Origin of the sequence: Pedobacter terrae (assembly GCF_900100705.1) — a bacterium.
Lineage (GTDB): Bacteria > Bacteroidota > Bacteroidia > Sphingobacteriales > Sphingobacteriaceae > Pedobacter > Pedobacter terrae.
The window spans coordinates 1-19,299 of record NZ_FNCH01000021.1; the positions used below are offsets into that span (position 1 = coordinate 1).

At 38.0% G+C, this 19,299-nt stretch carries 18 protein-coding genes; 5 read left to right on the forward strand and 13 right to left on the reverse strand.

All coding sequences use genetic code 11. The features are described 5' to 3' along the window. Positions 1 to 186 precede the first annotated feature (186 nt). Positions 187 to 2,505: a TonB-dependent receptor gene (locus tag BLR60_RS20340; RefSeq protein ID WP_090503226.1), complete on the reverse strand. Its 2,319-nt coding sequence runs from the start codon at positions 2,503 to 2,505 to the stop codon at positions 187 to 189. Positions 2,506 to 2,619: 114 nt separating this feature from the next. Next, positions 2,620 to 2,952: a hypothetical protein gene (locus BLR60_RS20345; protein ID WP_090503228.1), complete on the reverse strand. Its 333-nt coding sequence runs from the start codon at positions 2,950 to 2,952 to the stop codon at positions 2,620 to 2,622. 175 nt (positions 2,953 to 3,127) lie between these two features. Here BLR60_RS20345 and BLR60_RS20350 point away from each other — a divergent pair, with 175 nt between their 5' ends. Then, positions 3,128 to 3,703, forward strand: a complete 576-nt coding sequence (locus BLR60_RS20350; protein ID WP_090503230.1) for a TlpA family protein disulfide reductase — start codon at positions 3,128 to 3,130, stop codon at positions 3,701 to 3,703. 145 nt (positions 3,704 to 3,848) lie between these two features. Then, positions 3,849 to 4,907: a nucleoid-associated protein gene (locus tag BLR60_RS20355; RefSeq protein WP_090503232.1), complete on the forward strand. Its 1,059-nt coding sequence runs from the start codon at positions 3,849 to 3,851 to the stop codon at positions 4,905 to 4,907. Between the two features lie 264 nt (positions 4,908 to 5,171). Here the strand turns inward: BLR60_RS20355 and BLR60_RS20360 are convergent, their stop codons facing one another. The 6 genes from BLR60_RS20360 to BLR60_RS20385 all read right to left on the reverse strand — a co-directional run bounded on the left by BLR60_RS20360 (position 5,172) and on the right by BLR60_RS20385 (position 11,288). Beyond that, positions 5,172 to 6,518, reverse strand: coding sequence for a DUF58 domain-containing protein (locus tag BLR60_RS20360; protein WP_090503235.1), 1,347 nt, complete (start codon positions 6,516 to 6,518; stop codon positions 5,172 to 5,174). A gap of 61 nt (positions 6,519 to 6,579) precedes the next feature. Beyond that, entirely contained in the window at positions 6,580 to 7,557 is a 978-nt protein-coding gene (locus tag BLR60_RS20365) for an AAA family ATPase (protein WP_090503238.1), read from the reverse strand. Further along, entirely contained in the window at positions 7,538 to 8,728 is a 1,191-nt protein-coding gene (locus BLR60_RS20370) for a DUF4350 domain-containing protein (RefSeq protein ID WP_090503240.1), read from the reverse strand. The genes BLR60_RS20365 and BLR60_RS20370 overlap by 20 nt, the downstream gene beginning before the upstream one ends. Then, entirely contained in the window at positions 8,725 to 9,453 is a 729-nt protein-coding gene (locus BLR60_RS20375; RefSeq protein ID WP_090503242.1) for a DUF4129 domain-containing protein, read from the reverse strand. Before BLR60_RS20375 ends, BLR60_RS20370 begins: the two co-directional genes overlap by 4 nt. A gap of 1 nt (position 9,454) precedes the next feature. After that, on the reverse strand, positions 9,455 to 10,339 hold the full coding sequence (locus tag BLR60_RS20380) for a hypothetical protein (protein WP_090503243.1): 885 nt from the start codon (positions 10,337 to 10,339) through the stop codon (positions 9,455 to 9,457). Next, on the reverse strand, positions 10,323 to 11,288 hold the full coding sequence (locus BLR60_RS20385; protein WP_090503246.1) for a stage II sporulation protein M: 966 nt from the start codon (positions 11,286 to 11,288) through the stop codon (positions 10,323 to 10,325). Before BLR60_RS20385 ends, BLR60_RS20380 begins: the two co-directional genes overlap by 17 nt. A 200-nt stretch (positions 11,289 to 11,488) precedes the next feature. On the opposite strand from BLR60_RS20385, the gene BLR60_RS20390 reads away from it, so the two are divergent. After that, positions 11,489 to 12,232: an RDD family protein gene (locus BLR60_RS20390; RefSeq protein ID WP_090503249.1), complete on the forward strand. Its 744-nt coding sequence runs from the start codon at positions 11,489 to 11,491 to the stop codon at positions 12,230 to 12,232. Here the strand turns inward: BLR60_RS20390 and BLR60_RS20395 are convergent. The 5 genes from BLR60_RS20395 to BLR60_RS20415 form a co-directional block, all read right to left on the reverse strand. After that, positions 12,229 to 12,555, reverse strand: coding sequence for a DUF2752 domain-containing protein (locus BLR60_RS20395; RefSeq protein ID WP_090503252.1), 327 nt, complete (start codon positions 12,553 to 12,555; stop codon positions 12,229 to 12,231). The genes BLR60_RS20390 and BLR60_RS20395 overlap by 4 nt on opposite strands. Before the next feature lie 6 nt (positions 12,556 to 12,561). After that, entirely contained in the window at positions 12,562 to 13,068 is a 507-nt protein-coding gene (locus BLR60_RS20400; protein WP_090503254.1) for a DUF5684 domain-containing protein, read from the reverse strand. Positions 13,069 to 13,156: 88 nt separating this feature from the next. Further along, complete coding sequence (locus tag BLR60_RS20405) at positions 13,157 to 13,882, reverse strand: SGNH/GDSL hydrolase family protein (RefSeq protein WP_090503257.1); 726 nt, start codon at positions 13,880 to 13,882, stop codon at positions 13,157 to 13,159. Positions 13,883 to 13,925: 43 nt separating this feature from the next. Then, on the reverse strand, positions 13,926 to 14,654 hold the full coding sequence (lipB, locus tag BLR60_RS20410; RefSeq protein ID WP_090503259.1) for a lipoyl(octanoyl) transferase LipB: 729 nt from the start codon (positions 14,652 to 14,654) through the stop codon (positions 13,926 to 13,928). Between the two features lie 11 nt (positions 14,655 to 14,665). Next, a complete protein-coding gene (locus BLR60_RS20415) occupies positions 14,666 to 15,313 on the reverse strand; it encodes a 4'-phosphopantetheinyl transferase family protein (protein ID WP_090503261.1) in 648 nt (215 codons plus the stop codon). Between the two features lie 72 nt (positions 15,314 to 15,385). On the opposite strand from BLR60_RS20415, the gene dcd reads away from it, so the two are divergent. Together dcd and BLR60_RS20425 are read left to right on the forward strand one after the other, a co-directional pair. Beyond that, positions 15,386 to 15,922 (forward strand): dCTP deaminase, encoded by a 537-nt coding sequence (gene dcd, locus BLR60_RS20420; RefSeq protein ID WP_090503264.1) that lies wholly within the window; start codon positions 15,386 to 15,388, stop codon positions 15,920 to 15,922. A 591-nt stretch (positions 15,923 to 16,513) separates the two neighbouring features. Further along, positions 16,514 to 19,204 (forward strand): carboxypeptidase-like regulatory domain-containing protein, encoded by a 2,691-nt coding sequence (locus BLR60_RS20425; protein WP_244155713.1) that lies wholly within the window; start codon positions 16,514 to 16,516, stop codon positions 19,202 to 19,204. Positions 19,205 to 19,299: the final 95 nt, after the last annotated feature.

Below are 19,299 nucleotides of genomic sequence, written 5' to 3' on the forward strand. Positions count from 1 at the left end.
TCACCCTGCCTTTTATTTAAACGCTTACTAAGCTTTCTTCTTGTAAGATATTTGAAAGAAGAAAAATCAGTTTGATAAACCAAAGGAGATGACGACTAATCTAAGTTTATCATGCAAGTGCTTAAATAAAAAGCGGAGTTGATCGATGAGATCACTCCGCTTTTTATTATAATGGAATTAATGATGCTATTTAACCACTGTAAATGGAATATACAATCCGAAAGTGATGTTTCTTCCTGGGTTATAAACCCCTAAATTCAGGTTTTCTGAATCTAAACGACCAGGTTTTAACCTACTCAATGCATCATAATATTTATGATCTAATAAGTTATTTGCTGAAACAGAAAGTTTAACTGGTTGTTTGCCCAAATTAAAAGTTGCTCCTATTCCGGCATTTAATAAGGTATATCCGCTTGTTGGTGTTTCAAAAACATCATCCACACGGGTCTGTTTAAATGCGGAGTTAATGCCTACAGAAAGGTATGCATCATTTGTGCCTTTAAGTTTAGGCTCGAAACGCAGCTCATTTCTCAATGTTCCTGCCGGTATGAAAGCTAGGGGCTTATCCAGGCTATTGTTTCGTGCATGAACATACCCAAAAGTATTTTCAAAATGGATAAATGGAACCGGGTGGATGGTTAAACTTGCTTCAGCTCCATATAGATTAGCATTAACCTGACCGTAGCGGTAAACTGGATAATTATTGCCTTCTGCATCTATTCTTTCTCCATTGGTTGAAGCATAAATAAAGTTGTGAATGTAATTATTATAGATGCTCGCACTGGCACTTACAATTTTTCCTTCGTATTCTAAAGCGGCATCCACCTGATAACTGCGTTCGGGCATCAAATTGGAGTTGCCTATTTCATAGCGGAAAGTTCCTTCATGTACACCGTTTGATGCCAATTCAGCTGGATTTGGTGCCCGGAAAGCTGAACCTGCATTGGCTTTAAAGTTAAACTCTTCATTGAATTGATGTGTAAAGCCTAGTGCACCACTCACATTTGAAAATTTATTCTGAAAAGGTGCAAATTGCTCTTCATTATCTACGAATAATTGTTTCCCATTATTCTTTCTATAATCGTAACGGGCACCAATACTAAAGGTACTATTCTCCCAGTTTTTCTTGGCATAAGCAAAAACACCAATACCATAAGTATTATAATTTGGTATCAAAAATTCATCATTTGCTTTGTTTTCACTGTGACCTGCATCAGCGCTTACACCAAATACAGGTTGCCAACCGTTGGTTTCGTGGATGTAATATTTTAAATCGGCATTATAAGTTTTGAGGTCGAAGAATAGTGATGGATCTGGACCGTCTTCCAATTCACGACGTTGGTTTTGTTGATAACCGAAATCGGCTTTTAAATTGCCATTACCAATGATGAAATTGTTGTTCAACGCAATTTTAAAGTGTCGGATATCCTGACGTGGATATTCTAAAGTGCGGTTTTTGTTATCGTCGTTAGCGAAAGAGCTTCCATCTTCTCTCACGAAATTTCCATTATCATCTAAATGAGGGTCGTAAAAACCAATGTTATTATGAAAATTTGAAACATTTAAGTGAGTATAGCCCCAGCTTTTATTTAAACCCACCATACCGCTTAAATCGGTTTCGTTAAAGCCTGAATTTGGGAAGTAACCTGTAGGTGTTTTAAAAGAATAGGCATTTTTATAAGTTCCGCGAGCTCTCCAAACAAATCCGTTTTCGTTGCCGTTTAACATCAATGAGTTAGCGGTAAGTCCATTGTTGGTAGAGTAATTGCTAATAAATTCACCTTTTACCTGTCCCTCTGGTGCTGAACTAGGCTCTAATAGGTTAATTACACCCCCAAGTGCGTCCGAACCGTACATTAATGATGCTGCACCTCGTAAAACTTCGATACGGTCTGATTTAAACTGATCGATTTCGATACCATGTTCGTCGCCCCATTGCTGGCCCTGTTGTTTAATTCCGTCATCTAAAGTTACAATCCTGTTGTAGCCTAAACCCCTGATAACAGGTTTAGAAATAGAAGGTCCGGTTGTGATCTGCGATACACCAGGGATTTTAGTCAATGCATCAATTAAATTGGTAGAAGGCTGCAAAAGCTGATCTTTGCCCACTATGGCCGAAGAAGCACTATTTCGCTTGCTCGTACTGCTGATTAAACTTCCTGTGATTACGATCTCCTTTGTTTCTATTGCAGTAGGCTGTAAAGAAAATTCTAATCCGGCTGCGCTGGCAAAATTGACCACTTGTGTAGCGGTTTTGTAGCCTACGTAATGTACTTCAACCAGGTAACTTCCTCTCGAAGGAAGGTTATTTAATGTAAATTCTCCATCATTATTGGTGATGGCCGAAACTTTTAAGTCGGGAATAAAAATGGTAGCGCCAGGTAATGTTTGTTTTGTACTGGCATCAATAACCTTACCTTTTATGTCCTTTAGTAGGGCAGCAAAAGCAGTATTGCTTAATAATGTATATAGAATTACCAAGCCAATAAGCTGTAATTTTTTCATGTGTTGTGTGTAAGTAAAATGAACGAAATACTAAAACAATAGCTTAAACAAAGCTGGTTTTAATTTATCGGATAAATAATTTGATTAGCACAGATGCGCTATGAGAAGAAGAAATTAAGCCAAAGGAGGACCTCGTAAACAAGTGCGCTTTATTTCGGTAAAGGCATTTTTTAATGTAGGTTCGGTAAGGTTAAAAATTTTAGCTGATAAAAAAATCCTGTAAACGTGATGCGTTTGCACATAGTTTTTTTCAAAACTCGCATTACAGATTAAACAGGTATCGCCACGGGCCTGTACATGGCTAACATGCTTACAGTTGACCTCCTTCTCTACAACCGGAATAGAATTGTGGTGGTGAAGTACACTCCATGGAGTTAAAGCAATAGCAAATACGACCAGCATAAATGCCGATAGATATTTCTGAATGTTTTGTCTATGCTTTTTCAACAGGCCAAAAGTAGTAATTCCTGAGCAATTATATATATTTACAAAGTAACATTGTATTATAACCCCTTTATTTAATCGATAGTTTAACGTAAGCGGTACATAAATCTTATAATAAATTATTCAATATCAATTGCAAACCTATTTTTATGATTTGCGGTATAGAAAAAAATAATTAATGAAGTTCATCAGGAAAAATATATTCAATGCTTTATTTGTCGTTTTCCTATTGGTAATTGTTTTTGTACCCGATGCAAAAGCATTTCTTATTAAAGGATTAATCGAGATTGGTTTTTATAAGCCTAATGTTGAAACACCAAAAGAAAAAGTTGCAGGGCTAAACGGAATCCGGTTTAAAGATGTCAGCGGAAATCTGGTTGATCTTGGCGATTTGAAAGGCAAAGTTATTTTTCTCAACTTTTGGGCAACCTGGTGTCCGCCATGTAGGGCAGAAATGCCTTCGATCAACAAATTATACAATCAATTTAAAAATGATAAAAATATAGTTTTCATTTTTGCGGATGCTGACGGTGACCTTGCAAAATCAACCAGATTTATGGCCGACCGTAAATATACCCTGCCGGTTTATAAAGTGGAAAGTAATATTCCTGAGCAGCTATTTGCAGGTGCTCTACCTACAACAGTCATTTTCGATAAGCAGGGCCGATTGTCTTTCAAACATGAAGGTGTGGCCAACTATGCAGATCAAAAGATTATTGATTTCCTGAATCAATTAAAAAGCATAAACGAATAAGCTGGTTGAAGCAATCTTTACAGAGAAATTTTCTGCATAAGACTGAGGTTGATACGACAAATTGGGGGCGTAAAGAATGATGAATAATAGAATGCCTTTGTGTTTTTGAAGAAGGTTAACCAATCATTTTATTATTTTTGCTGCCATGATTTCATTTTTCGAGGCTTCCCTTAAGCAACTTTCCATCCACCACACCGGTAATAAACTGGTTGAGGAGTATTACAAATTATCTGATGCCCCTTTAAAAATCGAAGATGAACTATTAGGAAACCTGCTAATGCAGTATTTCTTAAAGCCTTTCGAAAAAGTTAACGAAGTCTATCGTTTTTATCACCCAAACGATAATTTAGAACTGAATGAAGTATTCCACTTTGCGCACGAGATTTTTGAGAATAATGTGCTTTTTCATGAAGACTCACAGCAACTGGCCAAATATTTATACGATGTAGCCAACCACCCAAAAATTAAATCGGGTGAATTGTATGTTGCTTATTTCGAAAAAGTGCAGATCGAAGGGGAACAACTGGATGTTTTGGGGATTTTCAAATCTGAAACCAAAGATACTTACTTAAAGGTTTACCCTGAACTGGATGGTTTTAACATGAGCTACGAGCAGGAGGCCATCAGCATTAATAAGTTAGATAAAGGTTGTTTGATTTTTAATGTAGAAAGAGAAGATGGTTATAAAGTGGTGGTATTGGATCAATCTAAAAGCAGCAACGATTCTGCCGTTTATTGGAAGGATGAATTCTTAAAACTGAAAATCAGGAATGATAGTTATAACCAGACCAATAATGTTTTAGGGGTTTATAAAAACTTCGTCACGCAGAAGCTTGATGATGATTACGAAATCAGCAAAGCAGACAAAATAGACCTCTTAAACCGTTCAATGAAGTATTTCAAAGAAAAAGAAACCTTTGATATGGAAGAATTTGGAAATGAAGTAATCGGGAATGCTGAAGGGATAGAATCATTTAAAAACTATAAGAAGAACTACGAAGAAGAGTACGAAAGTCCGATAGCTGACCATTTTGAGATCGCCGAATCTGCGGTTAAAAAACAGGCCAGAGCTTATAAAAGTGTATTAAAACTGGATAAGAACTTCCACATTTATATCCACGGCAATAAAGACATGATCGAGAAAGGTTATGACGATGATAAATCGATGAATTTTTATAAGGTGTATTTTAGGGAAGAAGAGTAGGGAGTTTTGAGTTGGGTGTTTGGAGCTTGGAGTTGTTGGGCATGGTGTAAAAAAAATACCACTAAATTCACCACTGTTAACTCCATTACCGAAACAAACACAACCTGTCCGTAGAATTCCGAGGGGTTCCGATTCCTCGGTCTTTGTCTCCACAGACCGAAACAGATCTTCGTTTAAACAGATTTCATTGTAAGTAATTATTTGTCTGCGATGACACAGAATAAGGATAAGATAATCTCCAAACTCACCACTCTCAACGCCAAACTAAATCCGCTGCTGTGCCTTCAATGCCAAATACTGATTAATAACATTTAAGGTAAGCTTTTGTGGTGGGGTAAGGATAGCTAAAATGCCATGTTTGTTCAATTCTTTAACCATCAGCTTTTTCTCATAGATAAATTTCTCAGCAATGGTTTTATGATAAATGCCCTCTACGTCTTTAGCCGGTTCTGTACTTAATCCTTTTAATTCGGTATTTTCGAAAAACACGACCAATAATAAGTGGTATTTGGCAATTCTTTTTAAGTATGGCAACTGTCTTTGTAGTGCCGATAAACTCTCAAAATTGGTAAAGAAAACCAAAAGACCGCGTTGTTTTATAACAGAACGGACTGTAGTATAAAGGGCCTCGAGATTACTTTCCAGATAGCGTGTTTTCTCTTTGTAGAGCACGTTCATAATGTTGCCCAGCTGCGAAGCTTTACGGTCGGCCGGTACTATCGATCCGATCGTTTCGGATAAGGTAATCAATCCGGCTTTATCTTCTTTCAGCATGGCTACTTTCGAAAGCGCAACGGTAGCATTTATGGCGTAGTCAAGTAAGCTCAATCCTTCAAAAGGCATGCGCATTACCCTTGATTTATCGATGATACAATAAATATGCTGTGATTTCTCATCTATATAGGTGTTTACCATTAAGCTGCCTTTTCTTGCCGTGGCTTTCCAGTTAATCGTACGGATATCGTCGCCTCCTACATAATTTTTAATCTGGTCAAATTCACTGCTTTGCCCTATCTTTCTGATCTTTTTAATCCCAAACTCCGTTAAATAGCGCGAAGCAGCCATTAATTCGTATTGGCCGAGATTGATAAACGATGGATAGACAGGTAGAATTCTGGCGCCATCAAAATTGTACATGCGACTAATTAAGCCCAAAGGCGAGCTAATGTAAGTTCTAATGAACCCGAAATCATATTCACCACGCTTTGTTGGGCGCAGGTTGTAGTAGATTGATTTTCTTTCCCCAGGTTTTACATGGAGCTTAAAGTCTTTATCACGGATCTGGAACTGAAAAGGTATTTCGTCAATCACCCTTGCATTTACTCCAAAACCGTAATCATTTTTAATTTCGATCTGTATGGGATTTTCATCACCATTGCTTAAACGTTTAGAAGTTAATCTTCTGGCTTCAATTCCACTGCTATTTCGGTATAGGATAAAAATATCGATAAAAAATAACAGGATAACCGCGCCTGTTGCAATTTCGGGGATATCACCCAGCCATGGAAAAAAGAACTTCAACAAAAAAAGTAAAATGCAGCATCCTAAGGCCGCAAACAAACGGTCGGTCAGGAATAGGTTGCTGTAATATTGCTGAAAGAATTTTTTCAATGTTGTTTAGTCGGTTAATTGTTTAAATCGGTTAACTGTAAACTGGCAACTGCAAACTGGCCTACCTCGGTACTTCTATTTTTTTAATAATCTGATGGATAATATCACTTGTGGTTAATCCTTCCATTTCTTTTTCAGGCGATAACAAAACCCTATGCGCCAATACGGGGCTTGCAACGGCAATGATATCATCCGGTGTAATAAAATCGCGGCCCTGGATGGCAGCAAAAGCTTTTGCACTGTGTACAATGGCTAGTGATGCCCTTGGCGACGCACCTAGGTATAGGGAAGGGTTGTTGCGGGTTTCGCTTACAATTTTGGCAATAAATTCCAATAATTTCGGTTCCACAAATAAATTACGGATAACAGCCCTGGCTTCTAGTATCTGTTGAATGGATAATACGGGTTTTACATCGCTCAACAATGTTTTATTAACCAGACCATGTTGTGCCATTAAAATTGCAGTTTCTTCCTCTAATGAAGGATATTTAACCTCTATTTTAAATAAAAACCGGTCTAATTGTGCTTCAGGTAAGCGGTATGTGCCTTCCTGCTCAATCGGGTTTTGAGTGGCCAACACCATAAAAGGCTCACCCATAATGTAGGTTTGCCCATCAATAGTTACCTGGCGTTCTTCCATCACCTCGAAAAGTGCAGATTGGGTTTTGGCCGGTGCACGGTTAATCTCATCAACCAAAATAATATTTCCGAAAATCGGACCTTTTCTAAATTCAAAATCTCCCGTTTTGGTATTAAATATTGGGGTTCCCAAAACATCAGAGGGCATTAAATCGGGGGTAAACTGCACCCTCGAAAATTGCGCTTCTATCGATTTGGCCAACAGTTTCGCACTAAGCGTTTTAGCTACTCCTGGTACGCCCTCAATTAAGATGTGTCCATCGGCAAGCAAACCAACAATTAAGAAATCAATAACCTGTTTTTGGCCGATAATGATATTTCCAAGTACATTTCTGATCTGATTTACCGCCTCATTTAAAGCGCTTAAATCGGTACGTGGGTTAAACTGTTCTTGTTCCATTGCTTTGCGTGTTTTTATAAAACTGTTCTATACTTGCGTTTAAATAAATCAATTGGGTATCACTTAAGGTGTTCATGATTGGCGTTTGCATAAAATGATTGGTAAGCGTTTTGGCCAGCGCTTCGTTAATGCCTGTTTTTTCCATCAGTAACTGGGCAAAATTGCCATCAATATCATGGGTTTTTAGGTAATATCTTGTTCTTAAATATTCCAAAAAATAGTTGATCTTTTTTAAGGCGATATCGAGGTTGTTGCGCTCGTGGTAATAAACACTGCCCACTACATGGACAAATGCCAATGAAGAATTGGTAAACGGATCGGCAATAGGGATAATTCTTTGCCTGCGCTTCATATCGTACAACACAAAAATGATTAAGCTGAATATGGCCAGATAATAAGCATATTTCAGTTCAGGGTGTTTGAAAAATACCCTAAGCATATCGGTAGTAGTGGTTTTTTGTGCGGAAAAATATTCATCAAAAATGACCTGCTGAGTTCCGTGTAAATAACTTAAGGTTTTAGCGGCATATTCTGCACCATATTTATCCAGCAGATTAAAATTAGTGTAGAAACCTGGCTCGGCAATTAAGTATAGATTTCCTTTGCCATAGCTATAACGCACAAAGTTAGGTTTCCCGTCTCCGTTTACGCCGAGTACAGTAGCCTTACTGGTATCAAGTTTGTTGTAATATTGACTGCCAATCCCTCTTTCAAAACCATAGTTCGCGTCGGTTTTCAGATTTGGGTTAGTGAAATTCAGCGTTCGCCCTTCGGCAGACATGGAACTAAGCGCTTGCAGTTTAAGACTTTTTTCTATTTTTCCCAGATCGTAACTGGCAATAAAAACATCATTGCCGGTCTGCATGAATTTAACCAGCTCATCAAAGTCTGTTTTGCTGATTTCTGCCTGTTGGGCAACGATTAAATATGCTGCTTTGTTAAACTTTTTGTCCTTTAAAGTATTGTAAATAGCCGTTTTAGATTGTCTTATCTTTGCCCCTGGTAAAATATCCTTTATCCGATGGTACAAAATATAGGTTCCATAAGGAATTTTATCCTTTACTGCGTAGGTGGGTGCCCAGTTTGTTGGGGTGGGTTTGTTATACTGGGCAACCAAATAAAGGAGGATCAGGATGGCGCCAATAATCAAATATATTTTATAACCTTTCATTTAATCTGGCTGTTAAACTGGTTAAACGATTGGTTAATAGGCTCAAATTTTCCTTCATCAATGGGGAAATCGCCGTACCAAATGTAATCGAACTGCAGGGTAAGCTTACCAAAATCATCTCTGAGTTCCGGTTTATCGATTTCCATTAAATAATTGTAATTGGTTTTATCAGGCTGCCAATGGATGATTTCGGCATCACTCAGTTTTTTTAATGCCCTTAAATATAGAAGCCGAACTGCCAGGCGGAATTTTCTTTCGGCAACCAATCTTTGCAGTTCCTGTTCATAGTCGATTTCATGGATGTTTTCGGTAATCACATCATATGGAAGGATTGTTGCTTTCGATTTTTTCCTGAATATGTTCTCCGCTCCAATGGTTTTGATTACGATAAACAAAATAAGTGCTACTCCTAGTCCGATAAAAATATACCTCGAAATTAAATTAGAGGTTGCCCCCTGAATTAATGAGCCGATTAAACGCCAGAACCACATCCAGAATTTATCCCACCACGACAGTTGTTGCTCTCCAATTTCATCATATTGAAATTCCTTTTGCTCTTTATAACTGCTAATAGAATCTTTGTCGAATTTTAATGGGGCAATTTGAGCACTGTCTATCCTGATTTCCTTAATAATAGGCTTGGGCTTAACATGCTGTGCCTTGCTGATTACCGGAATAAAAAACAGAAGTGAAGCAAGAAGATATCGGAATAGTGCGCGCTGCATGTTAATATTCTTCAGGTCTGGTATCAATAGGTTTTTCGGTATCGCCAAAATTAGAAATCCTTTCCATTAAGCCAGTGCTTTCTTTTTGTTCAACTAAACTAAAATAAGCTAATGAAATGGTAACGATGGGGATAATGGTAAACACCTGGCACAACGATTGCAAAACGGTTGTAATCATGGTAAGTGTTAATGACATGTGTGGGCTTTTATGGGTAAACATACCAATCATATTAAATAGGCTGGTAGGTAGAATGATCATGCTCATACAGGCATAAACAATAATCCATACCACGATCAGCGTGCCAAAGGTAATCCAGAAATTATCTTTTATAATATTGAAACTTCTACTAAAGGAATAACCAAAAGAGCCATTTTCAATCACCATTACAGGATAGATCATGGTTACATAGGGGAATAACCAAAAACCGGGCACAAGGCAAAACATAAAAGCGATAACCAACATGATGATCAGTAGAATAGAACTACCAAAAATCCTGAAGAAGTAATGTTTAAAGTATCCCCATACCTCATCAGTTGTTGGTGTTTGGTTGCCTTTTTTTACGTAAATAGCGATATAAGAAAGTATGGCAACACTCATGCTCGTATAAGAGGCCAAAGAGAATAAAATAGACAGAAAATATTCTAATCCATATAACGCAGAAAAGCCTAAGCCATTACTGTTTTTACCATTACCGATGGTATTGATAATATTAACCATTTTATATTGTTGCATTAACATGGTTAACATACTGGCCAGTACAAATAAGCCACAAAATGTAAAATATATTTTAATTAGCGGCTTAAGATTTTGGCGCACAAAAGTAAATGTATCATTGATTACCTGTCCGAAATCTCGTCTTTTCTTAAATTCAATTTTCCCTAGCATGTGCGTGTTGCTTGTTATGATAGATTTTAATGGGGTAAATAAATACATACCAGATGATAAAAGCAGCAGAAGATAATAAAATCAGCGCGCTCAGCCATAAGGGCATTTCCGTATGTCGGGTAACAAAGCTTTCAAAAACTGCGGCCACAATAAAAATTGGGATCAAACCTATTACTATTTTTAATCCATCTTTTGCGCCTTTTAATACAGAGGCCATTCTGGTATAAGTTTTAGGGAATAAAAGGCTATTGCCCAAAACTAAACCTGCTGCACCCGCTAAAACAATCGCCGATATTTCCAATGTTCCGTGAATCCAGATCACCAGAACGGATTGAAAGCCCAGGCCTTTGCTGAAAAAGAAATATTGGAAGGAACCGAGCATAATCCCGTTCCTGAATAACGAAACAATAGAACCAAATGAAAATAAGATACCTGAAACAAAAGTATATAAAGCAACGAAGATGTTGTTGGAGCCAATCTGCAAAAACATCATAAATCCATTGCTTTGCTTATAAACCCCAAAAGGATCGCCTTTTGCAATATTTTCGTTCGTCATATTTACATAGGCATCGCCCATAATCAAACGAACAAAGGTGTCGTCGTATTTGGCAGATAAGGTGCCAATGGCACAGGAAACCAAAAAAAATGCCAGCGCATAAAATACCTGTTTCCGGTGTTGCAAGAATATTAAAGGAAGCTCGGTCTGCCAGAAATGAATAAAGCGGTTCGATTTTTCCTTTTTGTTTTTGTAAACTGTTTGGTGTAATTTGGAAGCTAAGCCGTTAAGATATGCTGTTGTTTTCGAATTTGGATAAAACGTTTTTGAGTAGGCCAAATCGTTGGTGATCTCGATAAACTGATTGGCCACTTCATCAGGATTTGCCTGTTGCATGGAATCGTAATGCTGCCACTTTTCCGAATTCTGTTTAACAAATAGTGCTTCTCTCATTTAAGGCGTTACCAAATCGTGGGTTAAAATAGTTAAATTTTCATGGAAATAAAACCCAGATTATTCCCAGATGTTTTAATTCGTCAAAATAAATATACATAGATGAAGCAGCTAAATTGAAAATATAATAAAACTTTAGTTTCAAATAAATAAAGATTTAACTACAGCTATTATCTTTAAAAAAATTATGTTTGAATAATATGGATAGCATCAGAATTAGCACCGCTCAGAATATTGATATTGATTATGAAATCGCCGGCCTGGGAGAACGTATAGCCGCAAGGTGTATTGACTTGGCCGGATTTATCATGCTCGCTGTAATTACAATGGTGGTTATGGGAGCTGCTCAAATGGCAATGTCTGGAAGTGCTGCGATGGTTATTTTATTTATTTTCCTGGCCATTTTTATTTTCTACGATCTGGTTTGCGAAATTACGATGGATGGGCAAACTTTTGGGAAAAAAGTGTTAAAGATCAAGGTCATCAGTATAGATGGTACCCAGCCAACCTTTGGGCAATATATTTTTAGATGGTTATTCAGAATGATTGACTTTGGCTTTCCCTTTGGCTGGGGTGTTGTTGCGCTGGTTTCGGTAGCGATAACCAAAAACCATCAGCGTTTGGGAGATTTATTGGCTAAAACAACCTTAATTAAAACCAAACCCCGCACAGAATTGGCGAATGTAGCATTTGGTTTTAATCTGCCTGAAGAATATGAGCCGCTGTTTAAGGAAGTACTGCATTTAAATGATCGGGATATAGAACTTATTCATGAAGTGTTAACCAGTTATTATCAAACAGGTAATGCCGATTTAATTTATGCCATGGCGGCTAAAACCAAAGCACATATTTTGGTGAACATTCCGGGAGGAATGAACGAATTACAGTTTTTAGAAACGGTGTTAAAGGATTATAACCACCTAACGGCCAATATGGGTGTTTAGCTAAAGAACATTTTTTGTAAATAGCAGATCATTACAAAATTACCGACAAGGATAACCAATATTTTAAGGATAAAAGATCGTTGTTTGAACTGAAATTTATACAATAAGCCAGCTGAAATAAATAAAAACAGCAGCGGAATGGTAGGCGGGTAAAGCGACCAGCTTTTTGATAATTCGCCTTGAATAAGCGCGATAAAAGATCTTTGAAAGCCACAACCCGGACAATCAATTCCCGTTAAAGCTTTAAATGGACAGGGGATTAAATGATTTTGCAGCCAATCAACCAGGTTGATTAAGCTGCAAAATATAAATATAATAAACATTCTAAATTATACTACTGGTGGAGTATCATTAGGACTGTTTTGATTGTCAGTTGGTTTGTTAAAAGGATTGTTTGGGCTGTTAAATGGGTTGTTTGGATTATTAAAAGGATTATTTCCAAAACCACCATTTTGTGCTTCTGCTGCTGACGGGCCTAAGTATTTAGCATCTCCAAAACCTAAAATTGGCCAGAAGATGTACGGGAAAATAACCATACCAACGGTAAAACCTTCAGATTTGCCAAAGCTTTTGCTTACTAAATTGTAAAGCCAGATTGCGAATACAATGTTAACACAAGGAATGATCAACCATAAAATCCAGATCATTGGTTTACCAACAATTTCTAATAAAATAATTAAATTGTAGATAGGGATAATAGCTGCCCAGCCTGGTTTGCCCGCTTTTTCGAACACTTTCCACATGCCTACAATCATTATTACGATTATTGCAAGATATACGATTGCAATACCCCCTCCAATGCCCGCGGCTACTCCGCTTGATTCATACTCATTCATAATTCTTTCTGTTTTTAAAAGGTGATTAATTTAAATTGTTGAACTAAAGTAAATTTTTTAATTTAAAAACTAAAGAAAGAGTATTTAATTATTTCAACACAGGGCTTACTTGTTTTGATAAAGCGCTGGCCCATTCGGCATACATTTTAGCGCTTGGGTGTAATCCGTCGTCTGCTACCAGCGCTAGGTTGGTTGATGCATTTCTCGATGCAGGTGTGATATTGGTATAGCTCACGCCTGCTGCCAGCGTTATTTCCTGGTTTGCCTTGTTAAAACTATCGATTTCGAGTGCTATGGTTTGAGAATTTTTTCCAGAGTTTTTGCCAAAAGGAGTAGCGGCCCAATCAGGTATGGAAACTACAAAGACCCTGGATTTATTACCTCCTGCATAAGCAATTGCCGTTTGTAACAATTCTGAGAATTCCTTTTTATAGGTGCTTAAAGGGTAACCCCTGTATTGATTGTTCACGCCAATTAAAAGCGTAACAAAACTGAAAGTGCCGTTTAAATTTTCCCTTTTAATAGCCGCCTGGAGCTCGTCGGTTGTCCAGCCTGTAACCGCAATAATTTTGGGATTGGCTACAGTGATATTTTGCGCTTTTAATAAACCTTGAAGCTGATAAGGGAAAGATTCGGCTTGCTTAACCGATTCGCCAATGGTATAAGAATCGCCGAGGGCTAAATAAGTGAAATTTCCCGTTGTGTTTAAGGGGATTGTAGCTTGATTGGTTCCCGGCTCGCTAATCATAGGTGCTTGTTTAGTACAGCCCGAAGTTAAGAAAGAAAATAAAATGGTGCTTAATAAAATCTTCATAGTCTGATCTACGAAGTAGCCTCAGGCCTGGTTTTATCATTTACTAAACCAGTTTCATTTGAAATAATTCGGCAATGTGGTTTTTTAGTTTTTCTTTAACTTCTTCCATATCTGGCTGATAGCCCAATTCGTGCGCTAAAGAGGTTACTGCTTTATCATCAATGCCGCAGGGAACAATATTTTTGAAATAATCTAAATCTACATTTACATTAAAGGCAAAGCCGTGCATGGTAACCCAGCGACTGCAGCGTACGCCCATGGCGCATATTTTACGTGCCTTTTCATTATCGGCATCTAGCCAAACTCCGGTAAACCCCGGATAACGTCCTGCTGCTATTCCATAATCCTTTAAGGTAAGGATAACGGCTTCTTCCAGGGTGCGTAGATATAAATGGATATCTGTAAAAAAGTTATCAAGATCAAGGATAGGGTAGCCTACTAGCTGCCCTGGACCATGATAAGTAATATCGCCACCCCGGTTTATTTTATAGTAGGTGGCTTGTTTATCTTTTAATCCCTGCTCATCTAATAATAAGTTTTCGGGATGCCCGCTTTTGCCTAGTGTATAAACATGTGGATGCTCGCAAAATATAAGATGGTTTGGCGTAGGCTTATTCGTGTTATTAACCCGGTTTTCGGTTTTAATGGCTACCGTTTTATTGAGCAGATCTTCCTGTTGATCCCAGGCTTCCTGATAGTCTGTTAAGCCCCAATCTGCAAAAATGGTTGGTTTTAAGTCCTTGGCAATTGCTTTATCCGCTGTCTCGTTCATCTCTATGTATATTAAGAATTGCCCGCTACATAACCCAACATGTAACCGTCTTTTGTTTTAAAGTAATTAATGGTAAGCTCCCGTGTACCCGAAGGCAGTTCTACCAATGCATTTAATGAACCTTCGTTTTTTAGCTTAAAAGGTTTAATATGGATATGCTGCTTAAATTCCAGTCCCTTTTTTCCATGCCACTTATAAACAGCTTCTTTAGCACACCAGGCTACATATAAGCCATCGGTATTATCGCCAATCTGTTTTTGGGCCAGTTCTAAGTCGCTTAAAAACTTGTGTTTAATACTTTTTATTTTGTGCTTTATAAGTTCAATATCAACACCCACCGGATGATCTTTACTAATCATTACAGCAGCATAATCATAAGAATGGCTTAACGAAATATGATAATCGAAATTAACCAGATAAGGTTTCCCATGTTCATCAAACTTGCAGTCGATATATTCGGTTGTATTAAGCATGGTTCTCAAAAGCAACCTTGTGCTTAACCAGTGCAATAGCCTTTTGCCACTGTTTAATGACGAAATAATATCATGTTCGTGCTGCTTAAGCTGCAGTCCGGCCAACAACTCTTCTTCCGTTTCCTCAATTTTCCAAATGGCTAAAACAGAATGCTGATCAATATTTTTGTGGTAAATTATTGGCATTGATTAAATTGGAGATTACATGCAAAATTATCTTAAATAAATGATAATTTAGGCCAAAAATACGTACAAAAAATGATATTATCTGATAGCAGGATATTGGAAGAAATTGAGAAGGGAACAATCATCATTGAGCCTTTTAAACGCGAATGTTTAGGGACCAACTCGTATGATGTTCATTTAGGTAAATATCTGGCTACTTATAAAAGCCGCGTACTTGATGCGAAAGCGCATAACGAAATCGAACATTTCGAAATTCCAAAAGATGGTTTCGTGCTTCACCCTGGCACACTTTACCTTGGTGTTACTGTAGAATATACCGAAACGCACGGGCATGTACCTTTTTTAGAAGGGAAAAGCAGCACGGGGCGCCTGGGTATCGATATCCATGCCACTGCTGGTAAAGGCGATGTTGGTTTTTGTAATACCTGGACATTAGAAATATCGGTAGCTCAACCTGTAAAAATTTACGCCGGAATGCCTATTGGCCAATTGATTTATTTTGCTGTTGAGGGTAAAATAGAAACCATGTACAATACAAAAGGTAACGCAAAGTACAATAATAAAACCACCAGGCCCGTAGAAAGCATGATGTGGAAGAATAAGTTTTAACAATTTGTAGCCGACAGATTACACGTTTTCTCTTTTTTCTGGAAATGGAAGTCGGTGCGCTGTAGCGGTCTGTAGCCCCGCCATTCGCTGTGGTCCCGATAGAAGAATCGGGAGCCGCCGCTGCTGTCGGGTTTATGATTCGAAGTCTGTTTGTAATGGTGCTTAACTTCCCGTTTTCCGCTTATACGCTTATACGCTTCGTTGCCTCGTGCCTCGTTGCTGCAGGTTAAACGCTGCTACCGGGGCTATTTGGCTAAAGCTGTATCTCATTTTGAGGGTTTCTAGTGCACCGAACGTTGTTCCTAAGGGATTACGCGGAATAGCCCCGAGTGCACTGAGGACTATATTCGAAAGCAGGACTGATGCATCCAAGAACCACCGTATGCTCATTTCCAAATCACTTAGCGCCATATATTTTTCAGGGAAATGAAGTGCAGATTATAATTTGCCTCGTGACCCTGCCATTTAATAAATAACGAGATTTATTCAGGTTAACTAAAAATTTAGAAGTCAACTAAATTTCATGCTAACTTCATAAAAGTATGCCTTAGGTTTTGTACCTTGAAGCATATTTATTTGTACCCAAACCACATGAAACTCAAAATTACTCTCACCATTAGTTTTCTATCTCTGCTTATAGTTTTTGGCGCATTCAAAATGGATGATGATCCATTTAGTCAGCTTTTACAGAAGCTAGATAACTACACTACTAAATACCCTCAGGAAAAAGTCCACCTTCATTTAGATAAGCCCTATTATGCCATTGGAGATGATATCTGGTTCAAGGGCTATGTGGTAAATACCAAAACTTCGGCTCCCTCTGGCATCAGCAAAATTCTGTATGTAGAGCTGATCAATGAAAAAGATTCGCTAAAAAAACAGGTTAAATTGCCCATTATGGGTGGAATTACCTGGGGCGATTTTAAGCTAACCGATTCACTTCCTGAAGGTAATTATAGAATCAGGGCCTATACCAACTACATGCGTAATTTCGGTACTGAATTCTTTTACGATAAGACCATTAAGATCGGAAATAGCTGGGCTAACAAAGTTTTTACAAAAACCGCTTACCATTTTGCAAAAGAGAACAATGCAGATAAAGTTACGGCAACCATTCACTTTGAAGATAAAAATGGTGTCGCTTATAGCCAAAACGAAGTAAATTATGATGTGCAGTTAGATTATCGCTCGGTTAGCAAAGGGAAAGTTAAAACCAGTTTAACAGGCGATGCTGTGATTAATTTCACCAATAACCAGCCTTTTCAAAATAAATCCGGAAAAATTATTGCAACCATAACGCTCGATAATAAACAAAAGGTGATCAAATCTATACCGATTACCTCAACCTCCAATGATGTAGATGTGCAGTTTATGCCCGAAGGAGGTACCCTTGTTGAAGAGCTTCCACAAAAGTTGGCTATCAAAGCAGTAGGTTCCAACGGCCGTGGTGAGGATGTGCAAGGTAGCATTATAGATGAAGCTGGAAATGAAGTGACCACTTTTTCTACCAATTACCTGGGTATGGGGAATTTCGTGTTTAATAGTCAGGCAGGTAGATTATATTCGGCAAAAGTTAAGTTCAAAGACGGATCCGAAAAGACGATTAAACTTCCGGTAGCAGTTAAAAGCGGTTATGCACTTTCTGTAAATGCTTTAGATACAGGCAAAGTAGTGGTTAAAATTATGGCCAGTGCCGACCTTGCGAATGGAGCCGAACTAAAAGTTGTTGCCCAGCAAGGCGGCAATGTATATTATGGCTCCAAAGCCAAAATGGATAAACAAGTACTGATGGCCAATATTCCAAAAAAGAACCTGCCAGCAGGAATTGTTCAGTTTACTTTATTTTCGAGCAGCAATCAGCCTTTAGCTGAACGTTTAGCTTTTATAAACAACAAGTCAGAATTAATTGACGTGTCGCTTAATTCTTCTGGTGTATCAGCCTCAAAAAGAGGAAAAGCAGCTTTTAATTTCAATGCAAATAATGATAATAAACCGGTTTTAGGTAGTTTTTCGGTAGCGGTTACCAATGCCACAAAAGTTGCTCCCGATGAAAATAATGAATCGAATATTCTTACCTCACTATTGCTTACTTCTGATCTGACAGGGTATGTAGAACAGCCCAACCATTATTTCTTAAAAGATGATCTTCAAACGCAAAAAGACCTCGATAATTTAATGCTAACCCAGGGTTGGAGAAGATTTCTTTGGAAAAATATTATCAATAATGTTGGTCCGAATATTACCTATAAGCCCGAGCAGTCTATTAGCATTAGTGGAACAGTGATGAAAGGAAATAAGCCTGTGCCTGGTGGCAAGGTAATGCTAATGGCCACAAAAGGCACGATGTATATTTTGGATACGGTAACCAATGCCGAAGGGAAATTTGTGTTCGATAATTTAAGTTTTGGCGACAGTACAAAGTTTGTCGTTCAGGCAAGAACTAAAACGGAACGGAAATTTGTAGACATTAATCTTGATGTTGTACCCGGACAGATTGTAACGAAGAATAAAAACGGAGCCGATGTTGATATCAATGTGAACAATTCTTTAATGAAGTACATTAAAGAAAGTGATAACTATTTCAATGAGATGACCCGTTTGGGTTTGTTGGAGCGAACCATTAAACTTGAGGAGGTGACCATTACGGAAAAGAAAAATCCCGCTAAAAATTCATCTAACCTCAATGGAGCTGGTAGAGCTGATTTTATCATGACAGCCGACCAGTTGTCCACTTGTGTTACCCTTTCTCAATGTTTGCAGGGGCGTTTACCAGGCGTAATATTTAGGGGAAATGTGCCATATCTGATGCGCAGTCAAGATACGCCGATGGGTATTATCGTTGACGGGATGCAAATGGAAGCCGATTTTCTGGATAACGTTACACCTATGGATGTAGAATCCATCGAGTTGCTAAAGAGTATTAGCAATACCGCCATTTACGGTTCGCGAGGGGGTGGAGGTTTAATCATTATTACCACTAAACGTGGCGATGGTGGCAGAAGTGTAGATAGATATGCGCCAGGAATTGTAACATTCAATCCTAAAGGATTTACGGTTTCAAGAGAATTTTATTCACCGAAATATGATACAGCAAGCTCTGGCAACAGGCCCGATTTAAGAACAACCATCTATTGGAATCCACAGGTGGTTACAGATAAAGACGGAAAAGCACAATTCGAATTTTATAATGCAGATGAGCCTGGTACCTACCGCATGGTAATAGAAGGAATAGACGCTGCGGGGCATTTGGCCAGAAAAGTTTATACTTATGAGGTTAAATAGAGAAAAATAGATAAATTTGAATTAGTATGCATGCATAGTTTATGCTGCGGTATATTTGTCTTGATACTAGATTTCTTAAATCTTGATACTATTTA